Here is a 16,301-nt window from a genome sequence, read left to right as displayed (position 1 = left end):
GCGCAACCCGGAGACGCCGCTCCTGGGCACGGTTGCTGGGGCGAACCTCCCACCCCGACATCAGGACCGATGCCCAGGCACGCTGCAGCCGCAGGGCCGCAGCGTAATCGCTAAGGGAGGAGATGGGTGCATCGGGTGCCTCGAAACTGTTCGACGGAAAATTCGATGATAAGGCCCACCCCGCCTGCGGCCAACCGTCTTGATGACTATTGCCATCATGGGCACTAGTATCGCAAGCCCAAACTACGAAAAGGAACGGCCATGCTTTATCTGTGGATCAAAGCCCTGCACATCGTCGCCATGGTCTGCTGGTTTGCCGGTCTGTTCTACCTGCCCCGGCTGTTCGTGTACCACGCCATGAGCGAGGACGCACCGAGCCGTGAACGCTTCAGCACCATGGAGCGCAAACTGTACCGCGGCATCATGACACCAGCGATGATCGCCACACTGGTACTGGGCGTGGGTCTGTTGATGCTCGCCCCCGGCTGGATGAGCCAGGGCTGGATGCATGCCAAGCTGACCCTGGTGATTCTGCTGGTGGGTTACCACCACGTGTGCGGCGCCATGTACAAGCGCCTGGCCCGCGGCGAGAACAGGCGCAGCCACGTGTTCTACCGCTGGTTCAACGAGGTGCCGGTGCTGATGTTGATCGCCATCGTCATCCTGGTCGTGGTCAGGCCATTCTGATCCGCCGCCAGCGCGCCTGCTGGCAAGCTGAGAACCACCGCTCAGCAGCACCGAAAACCGCGCCGCGCCCACTTGCCGAACCGATGGCGGCGGGATAGGGTCGGCGACCACATCTTTCCGTGCAGACAAGGACGCGCATGAGCCAGCTCCGCTACAAGATCGTCTTCGATGGCAGCCTGATGCCCGACACCTCGCTGGACGAGGTCAAGGCCAACCTGGCCAGCCTGTTCAAAAGCGATCGCGCACGCATCGACGCCCTGTTCGGCCGCGGCCCGGTGGCCATCAAACGTGACCTGGAAGAAGCCCAGGCCGAGCAGTACCTGAACGTGCTGCAGCGTGCCGGTGCCCGCGCCCGCAAGGAGCCGGACCTGGCCGCGGCGCTGAGCCTCGTGGAAACGGATGAGGAGAAGGCCGCCAAGGTGGAGCCAGCGGGACAGCCGCAGACGTCCATGACCTGCCCCAAGTGCGGTCACCAGCAGTTCACGGCCGCCGAGTGCTCGGCCTGTGGTGTGATCATCGAGAAGTACCTGGCTCGCCAGGCAGCAGCGCCAGAGAGCAAGGAACCTCGTCCCAGCTCGGCTGCCGCCGCTCAGCCACAGACGCCCTACTCGCCGCCCAAGGCGGATATCGCCCCCCATGCAGGCCAGGTTGGCCAGTTGAAGATCAACTCGTTCAAGGGCCGGATCGGCAGGATGCGTTACCTGGCCTGGTCGCTCGCCTTGCTGTTCATCTTCGTCGCCATCATGGCCGGTATCTCGGCCATCACGGTGGTTGCCGAGACCCTCGGCAGCATCCTGCTGATCGCCGCGGTGATCGGCATGCTGGTGGTCAGCGCGCAGATCGGCGTGCAGCGCCTGCATGACATGGGCGGGTCCGGCTGGTTGTGGCTGCTCAATCTGGTGCCGATCATCAGCAGCGTGTTCTGGATCGTCATGCTGGTGGTGCCGGGCCCCGCCGGCAGCAACCGCTACGGCCCGCCACCGCCACCCAACAGTCTCGGCGTGAACCTGGTGGCGGGCATCTTCCTGATCCTGCTGATCGGCGGCCTGTTGATGGTGTTCCTCAGCGGCTTTGCCATGCTGGCGATCTTCGGTGGCCTGTTCGGCGAACTGCTGAGCGGCAGCTGATACGCTGCGCCCCGAGCATTTTATTTTCTACGCCGGCGCTGCGAATGCAGCGCTGACAGCTCGGTTGCGGATAGGCTATACACCTGCCCGCGAAGTGCTCTGGAGAACCTCATGTCACGTTATGCCCTGGTCACGGGAGCCTCGAGCGGCATCGGCCTTGCGTTGGCCGAAGCGCTGGCCCGTCGCGGGCGTAACCTGATCCTCGTGGCACGCAAGCGCGACGCGCTGGAAAGCATCGCCTATGAGCTGACCCAGCGCTTTTCCGTGGACGTGCTGTTTCGGGTCTGCGACCTCAGCGAACCGCTGCAGCTTTCCGGTCTGCTGCACGAGCTGGAGCAGAACGGCCAGGTCATCGAGCTGCTGGTGAACAATGCGGGGCTGGGCAGTGGTGGCGCCTTCGTCGCCCAGGACTGGCGCCGTGAGCAGCAACTGCTGGAAGTCAACGTGCTGGCCCTGGCGCGCCTGTGCCACGCCATCGGCACGGTCATGGCAGCCCGCGGCCACGGGCAGATTCTCAATATCGCCTCGGTCGCCGCGTTCCAGCCCGGCCCCTGGATGAGCAGCTACTACGCCAGCAAGGCCTACGTGCTGCACTTCTCCGAGGGGCTGCGCGAGGAACTGCGCCCCCATGGCGTCAAGGTCTCGGTGCTCTGCCCCGGCCCGACCCACAGCGCCTTCTTCCGCAATGCGCAGCTCGATACCACGGCGCTCGAACGCGGCAAGCTGATGCTCAGCGCCGAGGAGGTGGCATTGATCGCCGTGCGTGGCCTGGAGCGTAACCGCGCGATCATCGTGCCCGGTTGGCGCAATCGCCTGCTGACGATGGCGCCCCGGCTGTTTCCGCGCTGGCTGGTGCGGCGAATCGCGGCGCGCATCAATCGCCGCTTCGGCCGCGCCTGATTCAGTTCGCGCTGACCGTCCGCCCACGCGCCCAGGCCCGCAGTTCGCCCAGCCGCTCGGCCATGATCACCGACAACGGCGAGGTGGCCTGAATACCGCGGAGCAGCGTGCCGTTATCGACCGCCTGCTGTTGCGCCTGGGCCGCATACAGGGCGCTGACCACCACCTGCTCGATCTCGGCGCCGGAAAAGCCGTCGGAGGCCGCCGCCAATTGCGCCAGGTCGAACGCCGAAGGTTCCAGCTCGCGGCGCTGCAGGTGAATGCGAAAGATTTCCGCGCGAATCTCCGCCTCGGGCAGGTCGACGAAGAACAGCTCGTCGAAACGCCCCTTGCGCACCAGCTCAGGCGGCAGGCGATCGATCACGTTGGCGGTGGCCACCATGAACACCGAGGATTTGCGCTCGGCCATCCAGGTCAGCAGGGTTCCCAGCACGCGCTGGCTGACGCCGCCATCCTGGTCGCCGCTGGCCAGGCCCTTCTCGATCTCGTCGACCCACAGCACGCAGGGCGACATCTGCTCGGCCAGCGCCAGCGCCTCGCGCAGATTGCGCTCGGTCTCACCGAAGAATTTGTTGTACAGGCAGCCGAAGTCCAGGCGCAGCAGCGGCAGCCCCCACAGCCCGGCAACCGCCTTGGCCGCCAGGCTCTTGCCCGAACCCTGCACCCCGACCAGCAGCATGCCCTTGGGGGTGTCCACACCTTCGCCGGCGAAGAACATGCGCTGGCGCTCGCCCAGCCAGCGTTTCAGATTGGCCAGCCCCCCGACATCGGCGAACCGCGCCGTGTCATGTTCATAGCTGAGCACGCCGTCGAGATCGAGCAGCTCGAACTTGGCCTTGTTCAACTCCGGCAGGTCTTCCTGGGTGATGGCGCCGTCATCGCAGATCAGGTTGCGCGCCAGCAGCCTCGCCTCGGCATGGCTCATGCCGCGCAGGTTCTTCACCACCTGCTGCAGGGTGCGGTTGTCGGTACGCACCCGACGATTACGGTTGCGCTCGCTCCAGCGCGCCGCCTCTTCGCGCACGATGGCCAGCAGCTCGTCTTCACCCGGCAGCGCCAGGTTGAAACGCGCGGCATAGCGCTGCACCTCCGGCGGCAATTTGCAGGCATGGGACACCAGCACCAGGGTCGGCGCATGGGCTGCATCGGCCATGGCGACCTCCTTGAGCAGGCGCACCAGCTTGGGGTTGTCATCGAGAAACGGATGCAGATCGCACATCACGTAGAGACTGGCCTGCGGGTCGGCCTTGATCAGCCGCAACGCCACCTCGGGCTCGTGGCTATCGCTCTCGGTGAATGCCTCGCCGGTGAAGTCGCCGCGCCGCAAACCATCGGTGATCGACCAGGTGAACAGGCTCAGGCCGCGGCGCACCGCCAGGCCGGTCAGGGTTTCCAGCACCCGCCGCTCGTCCCAGGACTCGATCAGTACCAGCTTGACCTTGGAATCGAGCACCAGTCCCAGGTCGTGAATATCGTTCTTCACAGCAACTCCTTATGCCCAAGCGGCAGCACATAGTCCTGCCAACCCGGCGGGCGAGCAAGTGACGGATGCGGCGCAATGGACATGCCGCACATTTGCCCCTGCGTGTCGGGCGTCGCGACCTGGAAATCCCATTTGCGGTAGACTGGCCGCTCATGTCCTCGCCGGAGAACCCTCATGGCCAACGACCGCCTTTATTCGCCCGCCGACCGCCTGCTGCTGCAAGCCGATATGGCGCTGCGCACGCTACTGCCCTTCAGTGGGCAACCCTCGCGCCCGTCGCCCGCCATCGTCGAGCAGGAAACCGAGCTCGATGCCAGGCAGACCCGCCATATCGCCGGGCTGATGCGCATCAACCACACCGGCGAGGTGTGCGCCCAGGCGTTGTATCAGGGCCAGGCGCTGACCGCGCGGTTGCCGCGGGTGCGCGAAGCCATGGAACATGCGGCGGATGAGGAAATTGATCACCTGGCCTGGTGCGAGCAACGCATTCGCCAACTGGGCAGCCATCCCAGCGTGCTCAATCCGCTGTTCTACGGGCTGTCGTTCGGCGTGGGGGCGGTAGCCGGCCTGGTCAGCGACCGGGTCAGCCTGGGCTTCGTCGCGGCGACCGAGGATCAGGTGGTCAAGCACCTGGACGAGCACCTGGAGCAGATCCCCGAACAGGACGCCAAGTCCCGGGCGATTCTGGAGCAGATGCGCAGCGACGAGCTGGAGCACGCCAACAGCGCGCTGGATGCCGGCGGCGTGCGTTTTCCTGCGCCGATCAAGCTGGGCATGACACTGTTGTCCAGGGTCATGACCAAAACCACTTACCGCATCTGACCCGGACGATCACAGGGCGATGCCAGTCGCCCTGCTCGCTTAGGCACCCAGCTCGACGATTTCGTAATCGTGGGTGATCTCCACGCCGGCGCGGCCGAGCATGATCGAGGCCGAGCAGTACTTTTCCGCCGACAGCTCAACCGCCCGCTTGACCCGGGCTTCCTTCAGGCCGCGGCCCTTGACCACGAAATGCAGGTGGATCTTGGTGAAGACCTTGGGATCCTCGGACGCGCGCTCGGCCTCCAGAAAGGCTTCGCAACTCTCGACCGGCTGGCGGGATTTCTTGAGGATGCTCACCACATCGAAGTTGCTGCAGCCGCCCAGGCCGATCAGCAGCATTTCCATGGGGCGCACGCCCAGATTGCGGCCGCCATTCTCGGGAGGCCCGTCCATCACCACCGCGTGGCCGCTGCCTGACTCGCCGAGAAACAGCGCTTCTCCGGCCCATTGAACGCGAGCTTTCATCGTTGCCGCCCCTCCTTTTAAAAGGCCGGCAGCTTATCACAGCGCTGCATTTGCACCGCGAGCCGCAGATACTGTTAGAGTTCCCGCAAGAACGTGCAACAACTCACAAAACGGACCACCGGTAGGTATCACCACCCATGATGATGCCGTTTTAGTGGCACAATCGCAGTCATGAGGTATGACGACGTGCCCGCTCGATAACAATCAAGAACAAGGTATTCACCCGGGCCGCAGGTCGTACCGGAACTGGACAGCGTCACCTAATCACGCCTGTCACAGGCCCATCTTCACCCATTTGGAATTCCAGGCATGGTCGCTATTACTCTCACGCCAAAGGTCAAGAACTTCGACAAGCTCCTGGCCCATTGCCACCGTCGTCGCTATACGGCCAAGAGCACCATCATCTACGCCGGTGATCGCAGCGAAACCCTGTACTTCATCGTCAAGGGCTCGGTCACCATCCTGATCGAAGACGACGATGGCCGCGAGATGATCATCGCGTACCTCAACCCGGGTGATTTCTTCGGCGAGATGGGCCTGTTCTGCAAGGAAGGCGCCGAGAAGGAGCGCAGCGCCTGGGTGCGTGCGAAAACCGAATGTGAAGTGGCCGAGCTGAGCTACACCAAGTTCCGCGAACTGACCCAGCAGGACCCGGACATCATGTTCGCCCTGGGCTCGCAGATGGCCGAGCGCCTGCGCAACACCACCCGCAAGGTTGGCGACCTGGCGTTTCTCGACGTGACCGGGCGCGTGGCGCGCACCCTGCTCGACCTGTGCAAGCAGCCCGATGCGATGACCCACCCGGACGGCATGCAGATCAAGATCACCCGTCAGGAAATCGGTCGTATCGTCGGCTGCTCGCGGGAGATGGTCGGTCGTGTCCTCAAGTCCCTGGAAGAACAGGGCCTGGTGTACGTGAAGGGCAAGACCATGGTGGTGTTCGGCACTCGCTGAACGCAAGGGGGGCATCGATCGATGCCCCCCTTGTTCTTTCAGGCCTTGGCCGCGACCGCCAGGGTTTCGACTTCCGGGCGCTTGATCAGCGCGTAGACCACGCCGGTCACCAGGCTGCCCGCCACGATGGCCAGCAGATACAGCAGCGCATGGTTGATGGCGTTGGGGATCAGCAGCACGAACAAGCCGCCATGCGGCGCCATCAGCTTGCAGCCGAAGTACATCGACAGCGCGCCGGTCAGTGCACCGCCGGCGATGCTGGCCGGAATGACCCGCAGTGGATCCTTGGCGGCGAAGGGAATCGCACCCTCCGAGATGAAACACAGCCCCAGCACCCCGGCAGCCTTGCCGGCCTCGCGCTCGGTCTGGCTGAACTTGCGCCGTGCCAGCAGGGTGGCGATGGCCATGCCGATCGGCGGCACCATGCCCGCAGCCATGGTGGCGGCCATCGGCGCATAGCTCTGCGAGGCCAGCAGGCCAACCGAGAACGCATAGGCGGCCTTGTTGATCGGCCCGCCGAGGTCCACGCACATCATGCCGCCGAGCAGCAGCCCGAGCAGGATGGCGTTGGTGGTGCCCATGTTCTGCAGGAAGGTCTCCAGCGACGCCATGATGCCGGCAACCGGGGTCCCCACCACGTAGATCATCGCCAGGCCGGTTACCAGGCTGGCCAGCAGCGGGATCAGCAGAATCGGCTTGAGCGCCTCGATGCTCTGCGGCAGGCGCAACCAGCGGTTCAGGCCCATGGCCAGGTAACCGGCCAGGAAGCCGGCGATGATGCCGCCCAGAAAACCGGTGCCCAGGGCACTGGCCAACATGCCGCCGATCATGCCGGGCGCAAGCCCGGGGCGGTCGGCGATCGAGTAGGCGATATAGCCTGCCAGCACCGGGATCATCAGCGCGAACGCGGCATCGCCACCGATCTTCATCAACGCTGCCGGAAGGGTACCTTCCTGCTTGAAGGCCTCGATGCCGAACACGAACGACAGGGCGATCAGCAATCCACCCGCCACCACCATCGGCAGCATGAAGGAGACCCCGGTCAACAGATGCTTGTAGGGGCCGCTCCTGGTGGCGGACTTGCCGCTCTCGGCGCTCTGCGCCTGTGCGCCGCCTTGCTGCAGTACAGCTTCGGCCAGCGCCTTCTGCAGTGTCTGCTTAGGTTGCTTGAGGGCGATGCCCGTACCGCACCGATAGACCTTCTTACCGGCGAAGCGGTCGGTTTCCACTTCGATATCGGTGGCCAGCAGCACTACATCGGCCGCCGCGATGCTCGCCTCGTCGAGCAGGTTGCGCGCGCCGACGGAACCGCGGGTCTCGACCTGCAAGTCGTAGCCCAGTTGCTCGGCTGCCTGTTGCAGCGCTTCGGCCGCCATGAAGGTGTGCGCTACACCGGTGGGGCAGGCGGTGATCGCCACCAGCTTCGGCTTGCCCGAAGCCGCGGCAGCGACCGGCGCCGCCTGCTCGAGTACCTGTGCCCGTTCGGCAGCACTGCGCAGAAACTGTTGCGGGTCGGCCAGTGCCTCGGAAGGCGTCGACTGCACCACGCGCTTGCCCACGAAGCGCTGCAGATCCAGCTCGCCGGTCTTGACCACCAGCACCAGCTCCGCGGCCTCGATGGCCGCTGCGCTCAAGGGTGAGCCGATGGCCTTGGCATCGTGCACTTCGACCTGGGTGGACCAGCCGAGGCGTTCGGCCGCTGCCTGCAGCAGGCGGGAACACAGCACGCTGGTGACCTGCCCGTTGGGGCAGGCAGTAACGATCAGCACATTCATTTGCAGCGACCTCTAATTATTGTTTCGACGTGACAGTCACCGCCGCTTCCAGGCGGGCGAGCTGTTGCCGATCGTGAATTCCGAAACCGATTTGCGTGACCGCCTGGGCGGCGACCGCCGTTGCCAGGCGCAGCGTGCGCTCGGCGGGCCAATCACTGAGCAGGCCGTGCAGCGTGGCAGCGAGCAGCGAATCGCCGGCGCCCACGGTGCTGGCCACCTCCACTCGAGGTGGCCGGGCATTGAGCACGCCATGGGGGCCGAACCAATCGGCACCTTGCGAGCCGCGCGAGAGCAGCACATGCTCGACACCGGCCGCGCGCAGCATGCCGATGGCGGCGTCCAACTGCTCGGCAGAGGCGGGTTCCAGCTCGCAGGCTTCGGCCAGCTCCTCTTCGTTGGGCTTGATCAGCCAGGGGCTTACCGTCAGCCCGGCCCGCAGCGCCGCGCCACTGGTATCCAGCGCCACCGGCAGGCCAGACGTCGCCAGACGGCGCAGCAGGGCGGCGAACCATTCGGCCGTCACCCCGCGCGGCAGGCTGCCGGCCACCACCACCGCATCGTGACCCGCGGCGATCTCTTCCAGCCGAGCGAGCAGTTGCGCCTGGTGGGCCTCGTCCACCTCGGGGCCCGGTCCGTTGAGGTCGGTGATGCGGCCGTCGCGCTCGGCGAGCTTGATGTTACTGCGCGTCTCACCCGGCACGCGCACGAAGGCATCGCTGAAACCCCGGCGGTGAATCAGTTGCTCGAACGGCGCCGCATTGGCCTGGCCAAGAAAGCCACTGACCGTGACCTTGTGACCGAGATCGGCCAGTACCTGCGCCACGTTGAGCCCCTTGCCCGCCGCATGGCTGGTCATGCCCAGGCTGCGGTTGACGTTGCCGGGCTGCAGGGTATCGAGGCTGACGGTCAGGTCCAGCGCCGGGTTGAGGGTCAGGGTAAGAATCCGCGCCATCAGTGCGCCTCCTCGACCAAAGCCCGCACCGCCGTCGCGCTGGGCAGCAGCAGCGCCTGGCGGGCCTGGGCCTGGCAATGCTCGAAATCCAGTTCGCGCACCCGCGCCTTGACCAGCGGGATACTGCGCGCGGCCACGCTCAGCTCATCGACGCCCAAGCCAACCAGCAGCGGCACGGCGAGCATGTCGGCGGCCAGCTCGCCGCATACGCCGACCCACTTGCCCTCGGCATGGGCGGCCTCGACCGTCATGCCGATCAGCCGTAGCACCGAGGGGTGCACGCCATCGGCCTGAGCGGAAAGCGTCGGGTGGCCACGGTCGATGGCCAGGGTGTACTGCGTCAGGTCGTTGGTGCCGATGCTGAAGAAGTCCACTTCGCGGGCCAGCACCGGTGCGAGCAACGCGGCGGATGGCACCTCGATCATGATGCCCAGCTGCAGGTCGCTCAGGGGAATCTCGCCGCGCAGCTTCTCGACCATCTCCCGTGCGGCACGCCATTCCTCGACCTGCCCGACCATCGGGAACATGATGCGCAGCGCTCGCCCTTCGGCGGCCTGCAGCAGGGCGCGCAGCTGGGTTTCCATGATGTCCGGGCGCTGCAGGGTCAGGCGGATGCCGCGCACCCCGAGGAAGGGATTTTCCTCTTCGGGCATCGGCCAGTAAGGCAGTGGCTTGTCGCCCCCGACATCCAGCGTGCGCACCACCAGCGGCCGGCCCTGCAGGGCATCGAACACTCGGCGGTACTCGGCTTCCTGGGTGGCCACATCGGGCGCCTGGCCATGGTTCATGAACACCAGTTCGGTACGCAGCAGGCCCACCGCTTCGGCGCCCAGCTCGACCGCACCGGCCGCTTCGCCACTGGCGCCGATATTCACGGCCACCTCGACAGCGTGACCATCGCGGGTATGCGCTGGCTGCAGGCGTTCGCCATGGGCACGCTGGCGACGCTGCTCGCTGGCCTGCCGCTCGCGCTCGGCCTGGGCCAGGGTGGCCTGGTCCGGCTGCACCCACAGCTGGCCGCGGTCACCGTCGAGCAGCAGGTGGCAGCCCTGCTCCAGCAGCAGCAGACTTTCACCGGCACCCACTACGCAGGGAATGCCCAACGCCCGGGCGATGATCGCACTGTGGGCGGTCGCCCCGCCCCGGGCGGTGACGATGCCGGCCACGCGCTGGCGATCCAGGCTGGCGACATCCGACGGGCCGACCTCGCCCATCACCAGAATGTAGGGTTCGACCGGCTCCTGCGGCGCCTCGACGCCGCACAGCTGCGCCAGCACCCGCCGACCGACGTCACGCAGGTCCGCCGCACGCTCGGCCAACAGGGCGTCGTGCAGGGATTCCTGTTGCACCGCGGCCGCTTCGATCTCGCCGATCCACGCGGCCTGGGCGCTGGCTCCGCTGGCCAGGCGCGCCTCGACATCCTCGCGCAGCGCCGGGTCGCGGAGCATCGCCTGGTGAGTGACGAAAATTTCTCGGATGCTGGCCTCTTCGCTGCGCTCGACCAAACGCTGGATTTCGCCATCGATGTGCTGCAGGGCGGCGTCCAGGCGCTGGCGCTCGGCGGCCACGCCCTCTCCACGCTCGGGGTAGTCGAGTTTCGGCATGCGCCGCACCAACGCCGGGCCACTGGCGATACCGGGCGAGGCCGCCACCGCGTGCACACGCGAGCCGGCAACCGGGGCGACCACAGTGTCGGTGATCGGCGTCTCGGGGGCCGGCTCGGCGGTGTTCTCGGCGTGCTCCGGCAGCGGCTCGACGTCTTCGCCCAGGCCGGCCCGCACTGCCGCCTCGATGGCTGGCAGCGCCTGCTCGGCGATGGCCGGATCGGCGCTGAATTCCAATACCTGACCACGCCGCGCGCCAAGGGCCAGCAACTTGCTCAGGCTCTTGGCCGACACCGTTGCCGCGGCGCCTTCGGCCAGTCGCACGCGGATTTCCCCTTCGAAGCCTTGGGCAATTTCGCTGAGCGTCTTGGCGGGCCGGGCATGCAAACCATGGGCATTGGCCAGGGTAATGCGCAGGCTCGGCCAATCGGCCGGCAACTCGGCGCCCAGCGCCTCGAGCACACCGCGGCTGCTGGTGGCCTGGGTCAGTACATCGCCCTGCCCGGCGATCAGCAGGTCACACAGGCGCTCGAGCACCTGGCGGTGCCCCTCGCCCAGGCAGGCCAGGCAGAACAGGCCGGCCACCGACTGGTCGCCATTCAGAAGCGGCTGCGCCGGAGTGACGAAGGCCAGGCCCGGGCGCTCGACGCCCTGCTCACTGCTCAGCCACCACAGCCCATTGCCCAGTGGCAACGGCTCGGCCTGCACCAAGCTGGCCGCATACCCGGCTGCCGCGCAGCCAGCCTTCTTCAGCAGGCGCGCGCCCTGCCAGGTCAGCTCGTCGAGGTCCTCGGCCGCAACGCCCAGGTTCACCAGTTGCGCATCCAGCGCCAGCTCCGGCGCAGCCCCCTGCAGCAGCGCGAGAATCGCCTCGGCATTCGGCGCCTCGCGCAGTGCCTGGCTCAGGTCGCCCTCGCCCAGCGCGCGGGTGAGCAGTTGCAGCAGATGCAGGTGCTCGTCGGAGCGCGCGGCAATGGCGATGGCCAGGTACACCCGCTGGCCGTCGCCCCAGTCCACGCCCTCGGGAAACTGGATCAGCCGCATGCCGGTCTCGAACACCTGGTCGCGGGTTTCCGGCGTGCCATGGGGGATGGCGATGCCCTGCCCCAGATAGGTCGACCCCTGACGCTCACGCGCCTGCATGCCATCCAGATAACCGGCGGCCACCAGCCCGTCGGTGACCAGATTGTCGGCAAGCTGGGCCAGCGCCTGCTGCTTGTCGACGGCCTGGCGGCCCATCTGGATTTGCGAAGGGTGTAGTTCGAGCATGACGTTTCTCCTCAAGCAAGACCGGCTGCAGGCGGGCTTGGCGGACATTCTTGTTAGCTTAGTCGACTCGTTTGCTGAATCGTTTCATCTAGCACTGGCACGTTACCTGATAATGGGTAATCCTTGAAGGCCCGGCAGAGGAGACAGCCAGTTGAAATTGACCGATATTGCCCGCCTGGCCGGCGTTTCAGTGACCACGGCCAGTTACGTGATCAATGGCCAGGCGGCCAGGCGGCGTATCAGCGCAGCCACCGTGCAGCGCGTGCTGGAAATCGTGGAGAAGCACGACTACCGCCCCAACACCCAGGCCGCCGGCCTGCGCCGTGGGGAAAGCCGTTGCCTGGGGTTCATCCTGCCGGACCTGGAGAACCCCAGCTATGCGCGCCTCGCCAAGTTGCTCGAGCAGCGCGCCCGGGCGTCGGGCTACCAACTGCTGATCGCCAGCTCCGACGATCAGCCGGACAGCGAACGGCAACTGCTCGAACTGTTCCGCTCGCGCCGCTGCGACGCGCTGATCGTCGCCAGTTGCCTGCCCCAGGACGCCGCCGACTACCGCCAGTTGGTCGCCGCCGGCACCCCGGTTGTCGCCGTCGACCGCGCCCTGGATCCCGATTACCTGTATTCGGTGGTCAGTGATGACCGCCAGGCCGGCGAACAACTGACCCGTAGTCTGGTGCAGACGGGCCAGCGGCATGCGGCGCTGATCGGCGCACGCCTGGAACTGCCGATCAGCCAGGCCCGCGAGCAGGGTTTTCGGGACGCTTTGGCCGGCTTCGGAGGTCTGATCAACGTCAGCCACGCCGAGCAGTTCAGTCGCCACTGGGGTTACCGGCAAATGAAGCAGCTGCTGGCCAGCGATGGCTTGCCGGACGTATTGGTAACCACCGCCTACGTATTGCTGGAAGGCGTGCTCGATGCCCTGTACGAACACCCCGAGCTGGACACCCGCAATCTGCGCCTCGGCACCTTTGGCGATGCGCAACTGCTCGACTTCCTGCCCCTGCGCGTGAACGCCATCTCCCAGCAGCACGAGCGCATCGCCGAGCGGGTGTTCGACCGGCTGCTCGATGCCCTGGACGGCAGTTACCACCCGGGCCTGGATGCCATCGAGCGGGGCTTGAAGATTCGCTTCAAGGCCTAGGGTCTGTTGCCGTAGCTCGACACCAAGCGCCTCTGCACGTAGACACTCCCCAGCCCCTAGCGCCCCTGGCGAATCTGCTGCAGCAGCGGTTCGCACTCGTTGGGCTGGTCGCCACTGGGCGCCACCAGTGCCACCAGGCCGGCAGCTGGTGCCACCAGCGCGCCCAGCGCCAGCATGCCGGCACCCCGCAGCGCCAGCGGGCCGGCCTTCACGCCGGGATTGGGGTTCTTGAAGGTGCCGCGTACGTACAGCGGCGAGCGCAGCGAGAAGATCCGCAGCCCCTTCGATTCAGGGGTAATGGTCAGGTCGAGCCGCTCATTGCCGAAATTCACCGTGCCGTCCACGCCGATCAGTGCATTCTCGGTGTCGATCACCATCAGTTGCGGGCGCATGACGCCCTGCTTGATGTCCAGGTTGGCGGCGGCGCAGTTGATTTCCACCTCGTTGTCACCGAACAGCCGGCCGACCAGGTAGTTACCGACGTTGAGGCCGGCAATCTCCATCAGGTTACGGCTGACCCGACCGTCGTTGATCAGCAGTTTGACGTGCCCGTTGGCACCGCCCAGCAGGGTCGCCACCGAGTTACCGGTACCGCTGATGGCGGCATCGCCGTTCAATGCGCCGAGGCTGCTCTGCATCACCTCGACGTTGGGGAACAGCTGGCGCAGGCGGAAATTGCGCGCGCGCAGCTGGGCCTGAGCCCTGAGCGGCGTGGCGCTGCCGTCCAGACGCAGGGTGGAATCCAGCCGGCCACCCGCCACCCCGAAACGTAGCGGCTCCAGGCTGAGCTTGCCGTCATTGAGCACCACATGGGTGAACAGGTCGGTGAAGGGCAGTTGCTCGCTGTGCACGATGCGCTTGCCCGTGAAGCTGACGTCGGCATCCATGTCACGCCAGCGTTCGGTGCGAAATTCCTCGACTGGCAGCGCCTTGTCGGCCGGCTGGACGCTGGTCGCGCCGCGCTGCTTCTTCTCGGCGTTGGAGTCGGCGCCGATCAACGGCGCCAGGTCGGCGAAGCGCAGCTGGTTGGACACCAGAGTTCCGGAGAGTTTGGGACGCGGCTTGCGGGCCACGAAGGTGAGGTCACCATGGATGTCGCTGTCACCGATACGCCCGTTGAATTTCTCGTAGCGAAACAGCGGGCCGTCCGGGTCCTGCAGCTGGGCGATCAATCGTCCGTCGGTGGCATAGGCCGGGGTATCGGGCAGCGTTACACCAGTCAGTGGATACAGGTTGCCGAGACTGGCACCCGACAGACGCAGGCGCAGATCCAGGGCACCCAGATTCTTCGGGTCGGTCAGGGTGCCGGCCACCTGTACCCGGGTGGTGCCGGCGCGTACATCGGCCTGTACCGGAAATGGCAAACGGGCGTCCTGCAATGCCAGCAGGCCGCCGATACGACCGCTGCCGCTGAGCGCCTGCGCCTTGTAACGCCCCTTGGCCTGCCAGGCAAAGGCGTAATCCTGGGGCTGGGTGGCCCGCTCATCCGACTGGCTGGCGGACGTGCCGACGATCTCGGCAAAGGCGATGGGCTCACCAAGCGGCTCGACCTGCAGGTTCACGCTGGCCTGGGAAACCTGATCGTCGACACTGACCCGGGCCTTGTCGAAGCCGATAGTGCCGATGTCCATCACCCAGGGCGAGGCCGGTTCCTCTTCCGCCTGCTCTTGCTTGCCAAGATCGAAGGTCCAGTTGGCCCGCCCGTCGGCCAAGCGCTCCAGCACGGCGTCGGCGCCGGTCAGATGGATGCGCGGGATGGACACGGTCTTCCACAGCAGCGGCACGGGCGACAGGCTGGCCTCGACACGCTCCAGGTAAACGAAATGCTCGCCCTTGGCCCACTCGGGATTGCCCAGGCTAAGCTGCTCGGCGGAGACCCGGGGCCAGGGCACCCAGGCACGCAGGCCGGGCTCGTCGGGCTCGCGCTGCCAGGTGACGGCCAGATTGCCCTCGATCGCGAAGGGCCGATCGAGCGCTTCGGAAACCCGCGCATTGATCGTCGGCTTGAGCAGGTTCCAATCGAAGAGCACCAGAAACAGCATCAGGGCTGCGATGAGCAGCAGAAGACTGGCAAGGCACCAGCCGAGTATCTTGCGAAGACGCGTCATGCGGCGGCCCCTTTTTATCAGCGATCCCCACAACCGCCGTCCCTGATCGTTCGACTGGCCATTGCCGGGAATGACTCACAGAATGTTGTCACGCAGGTGTACACGCCTGCCGTTCATACAACCTCGACTCCGGGCGGGCCCCATGCAGCTGATCGACACCCACACCCACCTCGACTTCCCCGACTTCGACGAGGATCGCCCCAAGGTGCTCGCCGATGCTCGCGCCCTGGGCGTCGAAAAGCTGGTAATACTGGGCGTCGAGCACGGCAACTGGCAGCGCGTGTGGGATCAGGTGCTGGCGCACGAGGGACTGTACGCCGCCTTAGGCCTGCATCCGGTGTACCTGGACAGCCATCGGCCATCCCACCTGCAGGCGCTGGAACAATGGCTGGAGGAGCTGCAGGGTCATGAGAAGTTGTGTGCGGTGGGCGAATTCGGGTTGGACTACTACCTGCCTGAGCTGGATCGCCAGCGCCAGCAGGTGCTCTTCGAGGCGCAGCTGGAGCTTGCCCAGCGCCTCGAATTGCCCGTGCTGCTGCACGTGCGGCGCGCCCATGCCCAGGTGATCGCCACCCTCAAGCGCTTCAAGCTGCAGCGCGCCGGCATCATTCATGCCTTCGCCGGCAGCTACGAGGAGGCCCGGGAATACCTCAAGCTGGGCTTCAGGCTGGGCCTTGGCGGCGCAGCCACCTGGCCCCAGGCCAAGCGCCTGCGCCTGGTGGTGCCGCGTCTGCCGCTCGACGCCGTGGTGCTGGAAACCGACTCACCGGACATGGCGCCGGCGATGCATCCCCACATTCGCAACAGCCCGGTTCACCTGCCGGCGATCTGCCGCGAGCTGGCCACACTGTTCGCGGTGGAGCCAGAGGTGCTGGCCGCCGCCAGCAGCCGCAATGCAGCAGCGCTGTTCGGCTGGCGGAATTAGAATCTGTTCACGACCTCGCGAGCTAGAGCGATACAAGGGCTAGGCGCCCCCGCAAAAGGACTGGGCTCGCACACGAGTAGTAAATGAGC

13 protein-coding genes are annotated in these 16,301 nt (G+C 66.1%); 7 read left to right on the top strand and 6 right to left on the bottom strand.

From position 1 onward, the window contains the following. Nucleotides 1–261: 261 nt before the first annotated feature. The 3 genes from hemJ to K8U54_RS13555 all read left to right on the top strand — a co-directional run bounded on the left by hemJ (nucleotide 262) and on the right by K8U54_RS13555 (nucleotide 2,714). Nucleotides 262–687, top strand: coding sequence for a protoporphyrinogen oxidase HemJ (gene hemJ, locus K8U54_RS13565; protein WP_249906356.1), 426 nt, complete (start codon nucleotides 262–264; stop codon nucleotides 685–687). Between the two features lie 137 nt (nucleotides 688–824). Beyond that, nucleotides 825–1,814: a DUF805 domain-containing protein gene (locus K8U54_RS13560; RefSeq protein WP_249906355.1), complete on the top strand. Its 990-nt coding sequence runs from the start codon at nucleotides 825–827 to the stop codon at nucleotides 1,812–1,814. Nucleotides 1,815–1,925: 111 nt separating this feature from the next. Continuing rightward, nucleotides 1,926–2,714 (top strand): SDR family NAD(P)-dependent oxidoreductase, encoded by a 789-nt coding sequence (locus K8U54_RS13555; protein ID WP_249906354.1) that lies wholly within the window; start codon nucleotides 1,926–1,928, stop codon nucleotides 2,712–2,714. Between the two features lies 1 nt (nucleotide 2,715). Here K8U54_RS13555 and K8U54_RS13550 read toward each other — a convergent pair whose 3' ends face one another. After that, a complete protein-coding gene (locus K8U54_RS13550; protein WP_249906353.1) occupies nucleotides 2,716–4,197 on the bottom strand; it encodes an AAA family ATPase in 1,482 nt (493 codons plus the stop codon). 174 nt (nucleotides 4,198–4,371) lie between these two features. Here K8U54_RS13550 and coq7 point away from each other — a divergent pair, with 174 nt between their 5' ends. After that, nucleotides 4,372–5,019, top strand: coding sequence for a 2-polyprenyl-3-methyl-6-methoxy-1,4-benzoquinone monooxygenase (gene coq7 / locus K8U54_RS13545; protein ID WP_249906352.1), 648 nt, complete (start codon nucleotides 4,372–4,374; stop codon nucleotides 5,017–5,019). Nucleotides 5,020–5,058: 39 nt separating this feature from the next. Here the strand turns inward: coq7 and K8U54_RS13540 are convergent, their stop codons facing one another. Continuing rightward, the gene (locus tag K8U54_RS13540; RefSeq protein ID WP_249906351.1) at nucleotides 5,059–5,484 is read right to left on the bottom strand and encodes an OsmC family protein; all 426 of its coding nucleotides are present in this window, start codon (nucleotides 5,482–5,484) and stop codon (nucleotides 5,059–5,061) included. Nucleotides 5,485–5,793: 309 nt separating this feature from the next. Here K8U54_RS13540 and crp point away from each other — a divergent pair, with 309 nt between their 5' ends. After that, a complete protein-coding gene (crp, locus tag K8U54_RS13535) occupies nucleotides 5,794–6,438 on the top strand; it encodes a cAMP-activated global transcriptional regulator CRP (protein WP_070886171.1) in 645 nt (214 codons plus the stop codon). A 38-nt stretch (nucleotides 6,439–6,476) separates the two neighbouring features. On the opposite strand, the gene K8U54_RS13530 is transcribed toward crp, so the two are convergent. Genes K8U54_RS13530 through ptsP form a run of 3 tightly spaced genes read right to left on the bottom strand, consistent with a single transcriptional unit; the run spans nucleotide 6,477 to nucleotide 12,038 of the window. Further along, nucleotides 6,477–8,213, bottom strand: a complete 1,737-nt coding sequence (locus K8U54_RS13530; protein ID WP_249906350.1) for a PTS fructose-like transporter subunit IIB — start codon at nucleotides 8,211–8,213, stop codon at nucleotides 6,477–6,479. A 16-nt stretch (nucleotides 8,214–8,229) separates the two neighbouring features. Beyond that, on the bottom strand, nucleotides 8,230–9,165 hold the full coding sequence (pfkB, locus tag K8U54_RS13525; RefSeq protein ID WP_249906349.1) for a 1-phosphofructokinase: 936 nt from the start codon (nucleotides 9,163–9,165) through the stop codon (nucleotides 8,230–8,232). Beyond that, nucleotides 9,165–12,038 carry a phosphoenolpyruvate--protein phosphotransferase gene (gene ptsP / locus K8U54_RS13520; RefSeq protein WP_249906348.1) on the bottom strand — a complete coding sequence of 958 codons (2,874 nt, stop codon included), beginning with the start codon at nucleotides 12,036–12,038 and terminating at the stop codon, nucleotides 9,165–9,167. The genes pfkB and ptsP overlap by 1 nt, the downstream gene beginning before the upstream one ends. Before the next feature lie 151 nt (nucleotides 12,039–12,189). Here ptsP and cra point away from each other — a divergent pair, with 151 nt between their 5' ends. Continuing rightward, the gene (cra, locus tag K8U54_RS13515; RefSeq protein WP_249906347.1) at nucleotides 12,190–13,179 is read left to right on the top strand and encodes a catabolite repressor/activator; all 990 of its coding nucleotides are present in this window, start codon (nucleotides 12,190–12,192) and stop codon (nucleotides 13,177–13,179) included. A gap of 56 nt (nucleotides 13,180–13,235) precedes the next feature. Here the strand turns inward: cra and K8U54_RS13510 are convergent, their stop codons facing one another. Continuing rightward, the gene (locus tag K8U54_RS13510; protein WP_249906346.1) at nucleotides 13,236–15,287 is read right to left on the bottom strand and encodes an AsmA family protein; all 2,052 of its coding nucleotides are present in this window, start codon (nucleotides 15,285–15,287) and stop codon (nucleotides 13,236–13,238) included. A gap of 142 nt (nucleotides 15,288–15,429) precedes the next feature. On the opposite strand from K8U54_RS13510, the gene K8U54_RS13505 reads away from it, so the two are divergent. After that, a complete protein-coding gene (locus tag K8U54_RS13505; RefSeq protein WP_249906345.1) occupies nucleotides 15,430–16,212 on the top strand; it encodes a TatD family hydrolase in 783 nt (260 codons plus the stop codon). The last annotated feature ends 89 nt before the right edge of the window (nucleotides 16,213–16,301 follow it).

This window comes from Pseudomonas fulva, from assembly GCF_023517795.1.
In the GTDB taxonomy this organism is placed as follows: Bacteria; Pseudomonadota; Gammaproteobacteria; order Pseudomonadales; family Pseudomonadaceae; genus Aquipseudomonas; species Aquipseudomonas fulva_D.
This window is presented reverse-complemented; position numbering and strand designations above follow the sequence as displayed.

Coding starts and splice junctions, on each gene's coding strand:
- hemJ (WP_249906356.1), top strand. CDS start 262: ATGCTTTATCTGTGGATCAAAGCCCTGCACATCGTCGCCATGGTCTGC.
- K8U54_RS13560 (WP_249906355.1), top strand. CDS start 825: ATGAGCCAGCTCCGCTACAAGATCGTCTTCGATGGCAGCCTGATGCCC.
- K8U54_RS13555 (WP_249906354.1), top strand. CDS start 1,926: ATGTCACGTTATGCCCTGGTCACGGGAGCCTCGAGCGGCATCGGCCTT.
- coq7 (WP_249906352.1), top strand. CDS start 4,372: ATGGCCAACGACCGCCTTTATTCGCCCGCCGACCGCCTGCTGCTGCAA.
- K8U54_RS13540 (WP_249906351.1), bottom strand. CDS start 5,484: ATGAAAGCTCGCGTTCAATGGGCCGGAGAAGCGCTGTTTCTCGGCGAG.
- crp (WP_070886171.1), top strand. CDS start 5,794: ATGGTCGCTATTACTCTCACGCCAAAGGTCAAGAACTTCGACAAGCTC.
- K8U54_RS13530 (WP_249906350.1), bottom strand. CDS start 8,213: ATGAATGTGCTGATCGTTACTGCCTGCCCCAACGGGCAGGTCACCAGC.
- pfkB (WP_249906349.1), bottom strand. CDS start 9,165: ATGGCGCGGATTCTTACCCTGACCCTCAACCCGGCGCTGGACCTGACC.
- ptsP (WP_249906348.1), bottom strand. CDS start 12,038: ATGCTCGAACTACACCCTTCGCAAATCCAGATGGGCCGCCAGGCCGTC.
- K8U54_RS13510 (WP_249906346.1), bottom strand. CDS start 15,287: ATGACGCGTCTTCGCAAGATACTCGGCTGGTGCCTTGCCAGTCTTCTG.
- K8U54_RS13505 (WP_249906345.1), top strand. CDS start 15,430: ATGCAGCTGATCGACACCCACACCCACCTCGACTTCCCCGACTTCGAC.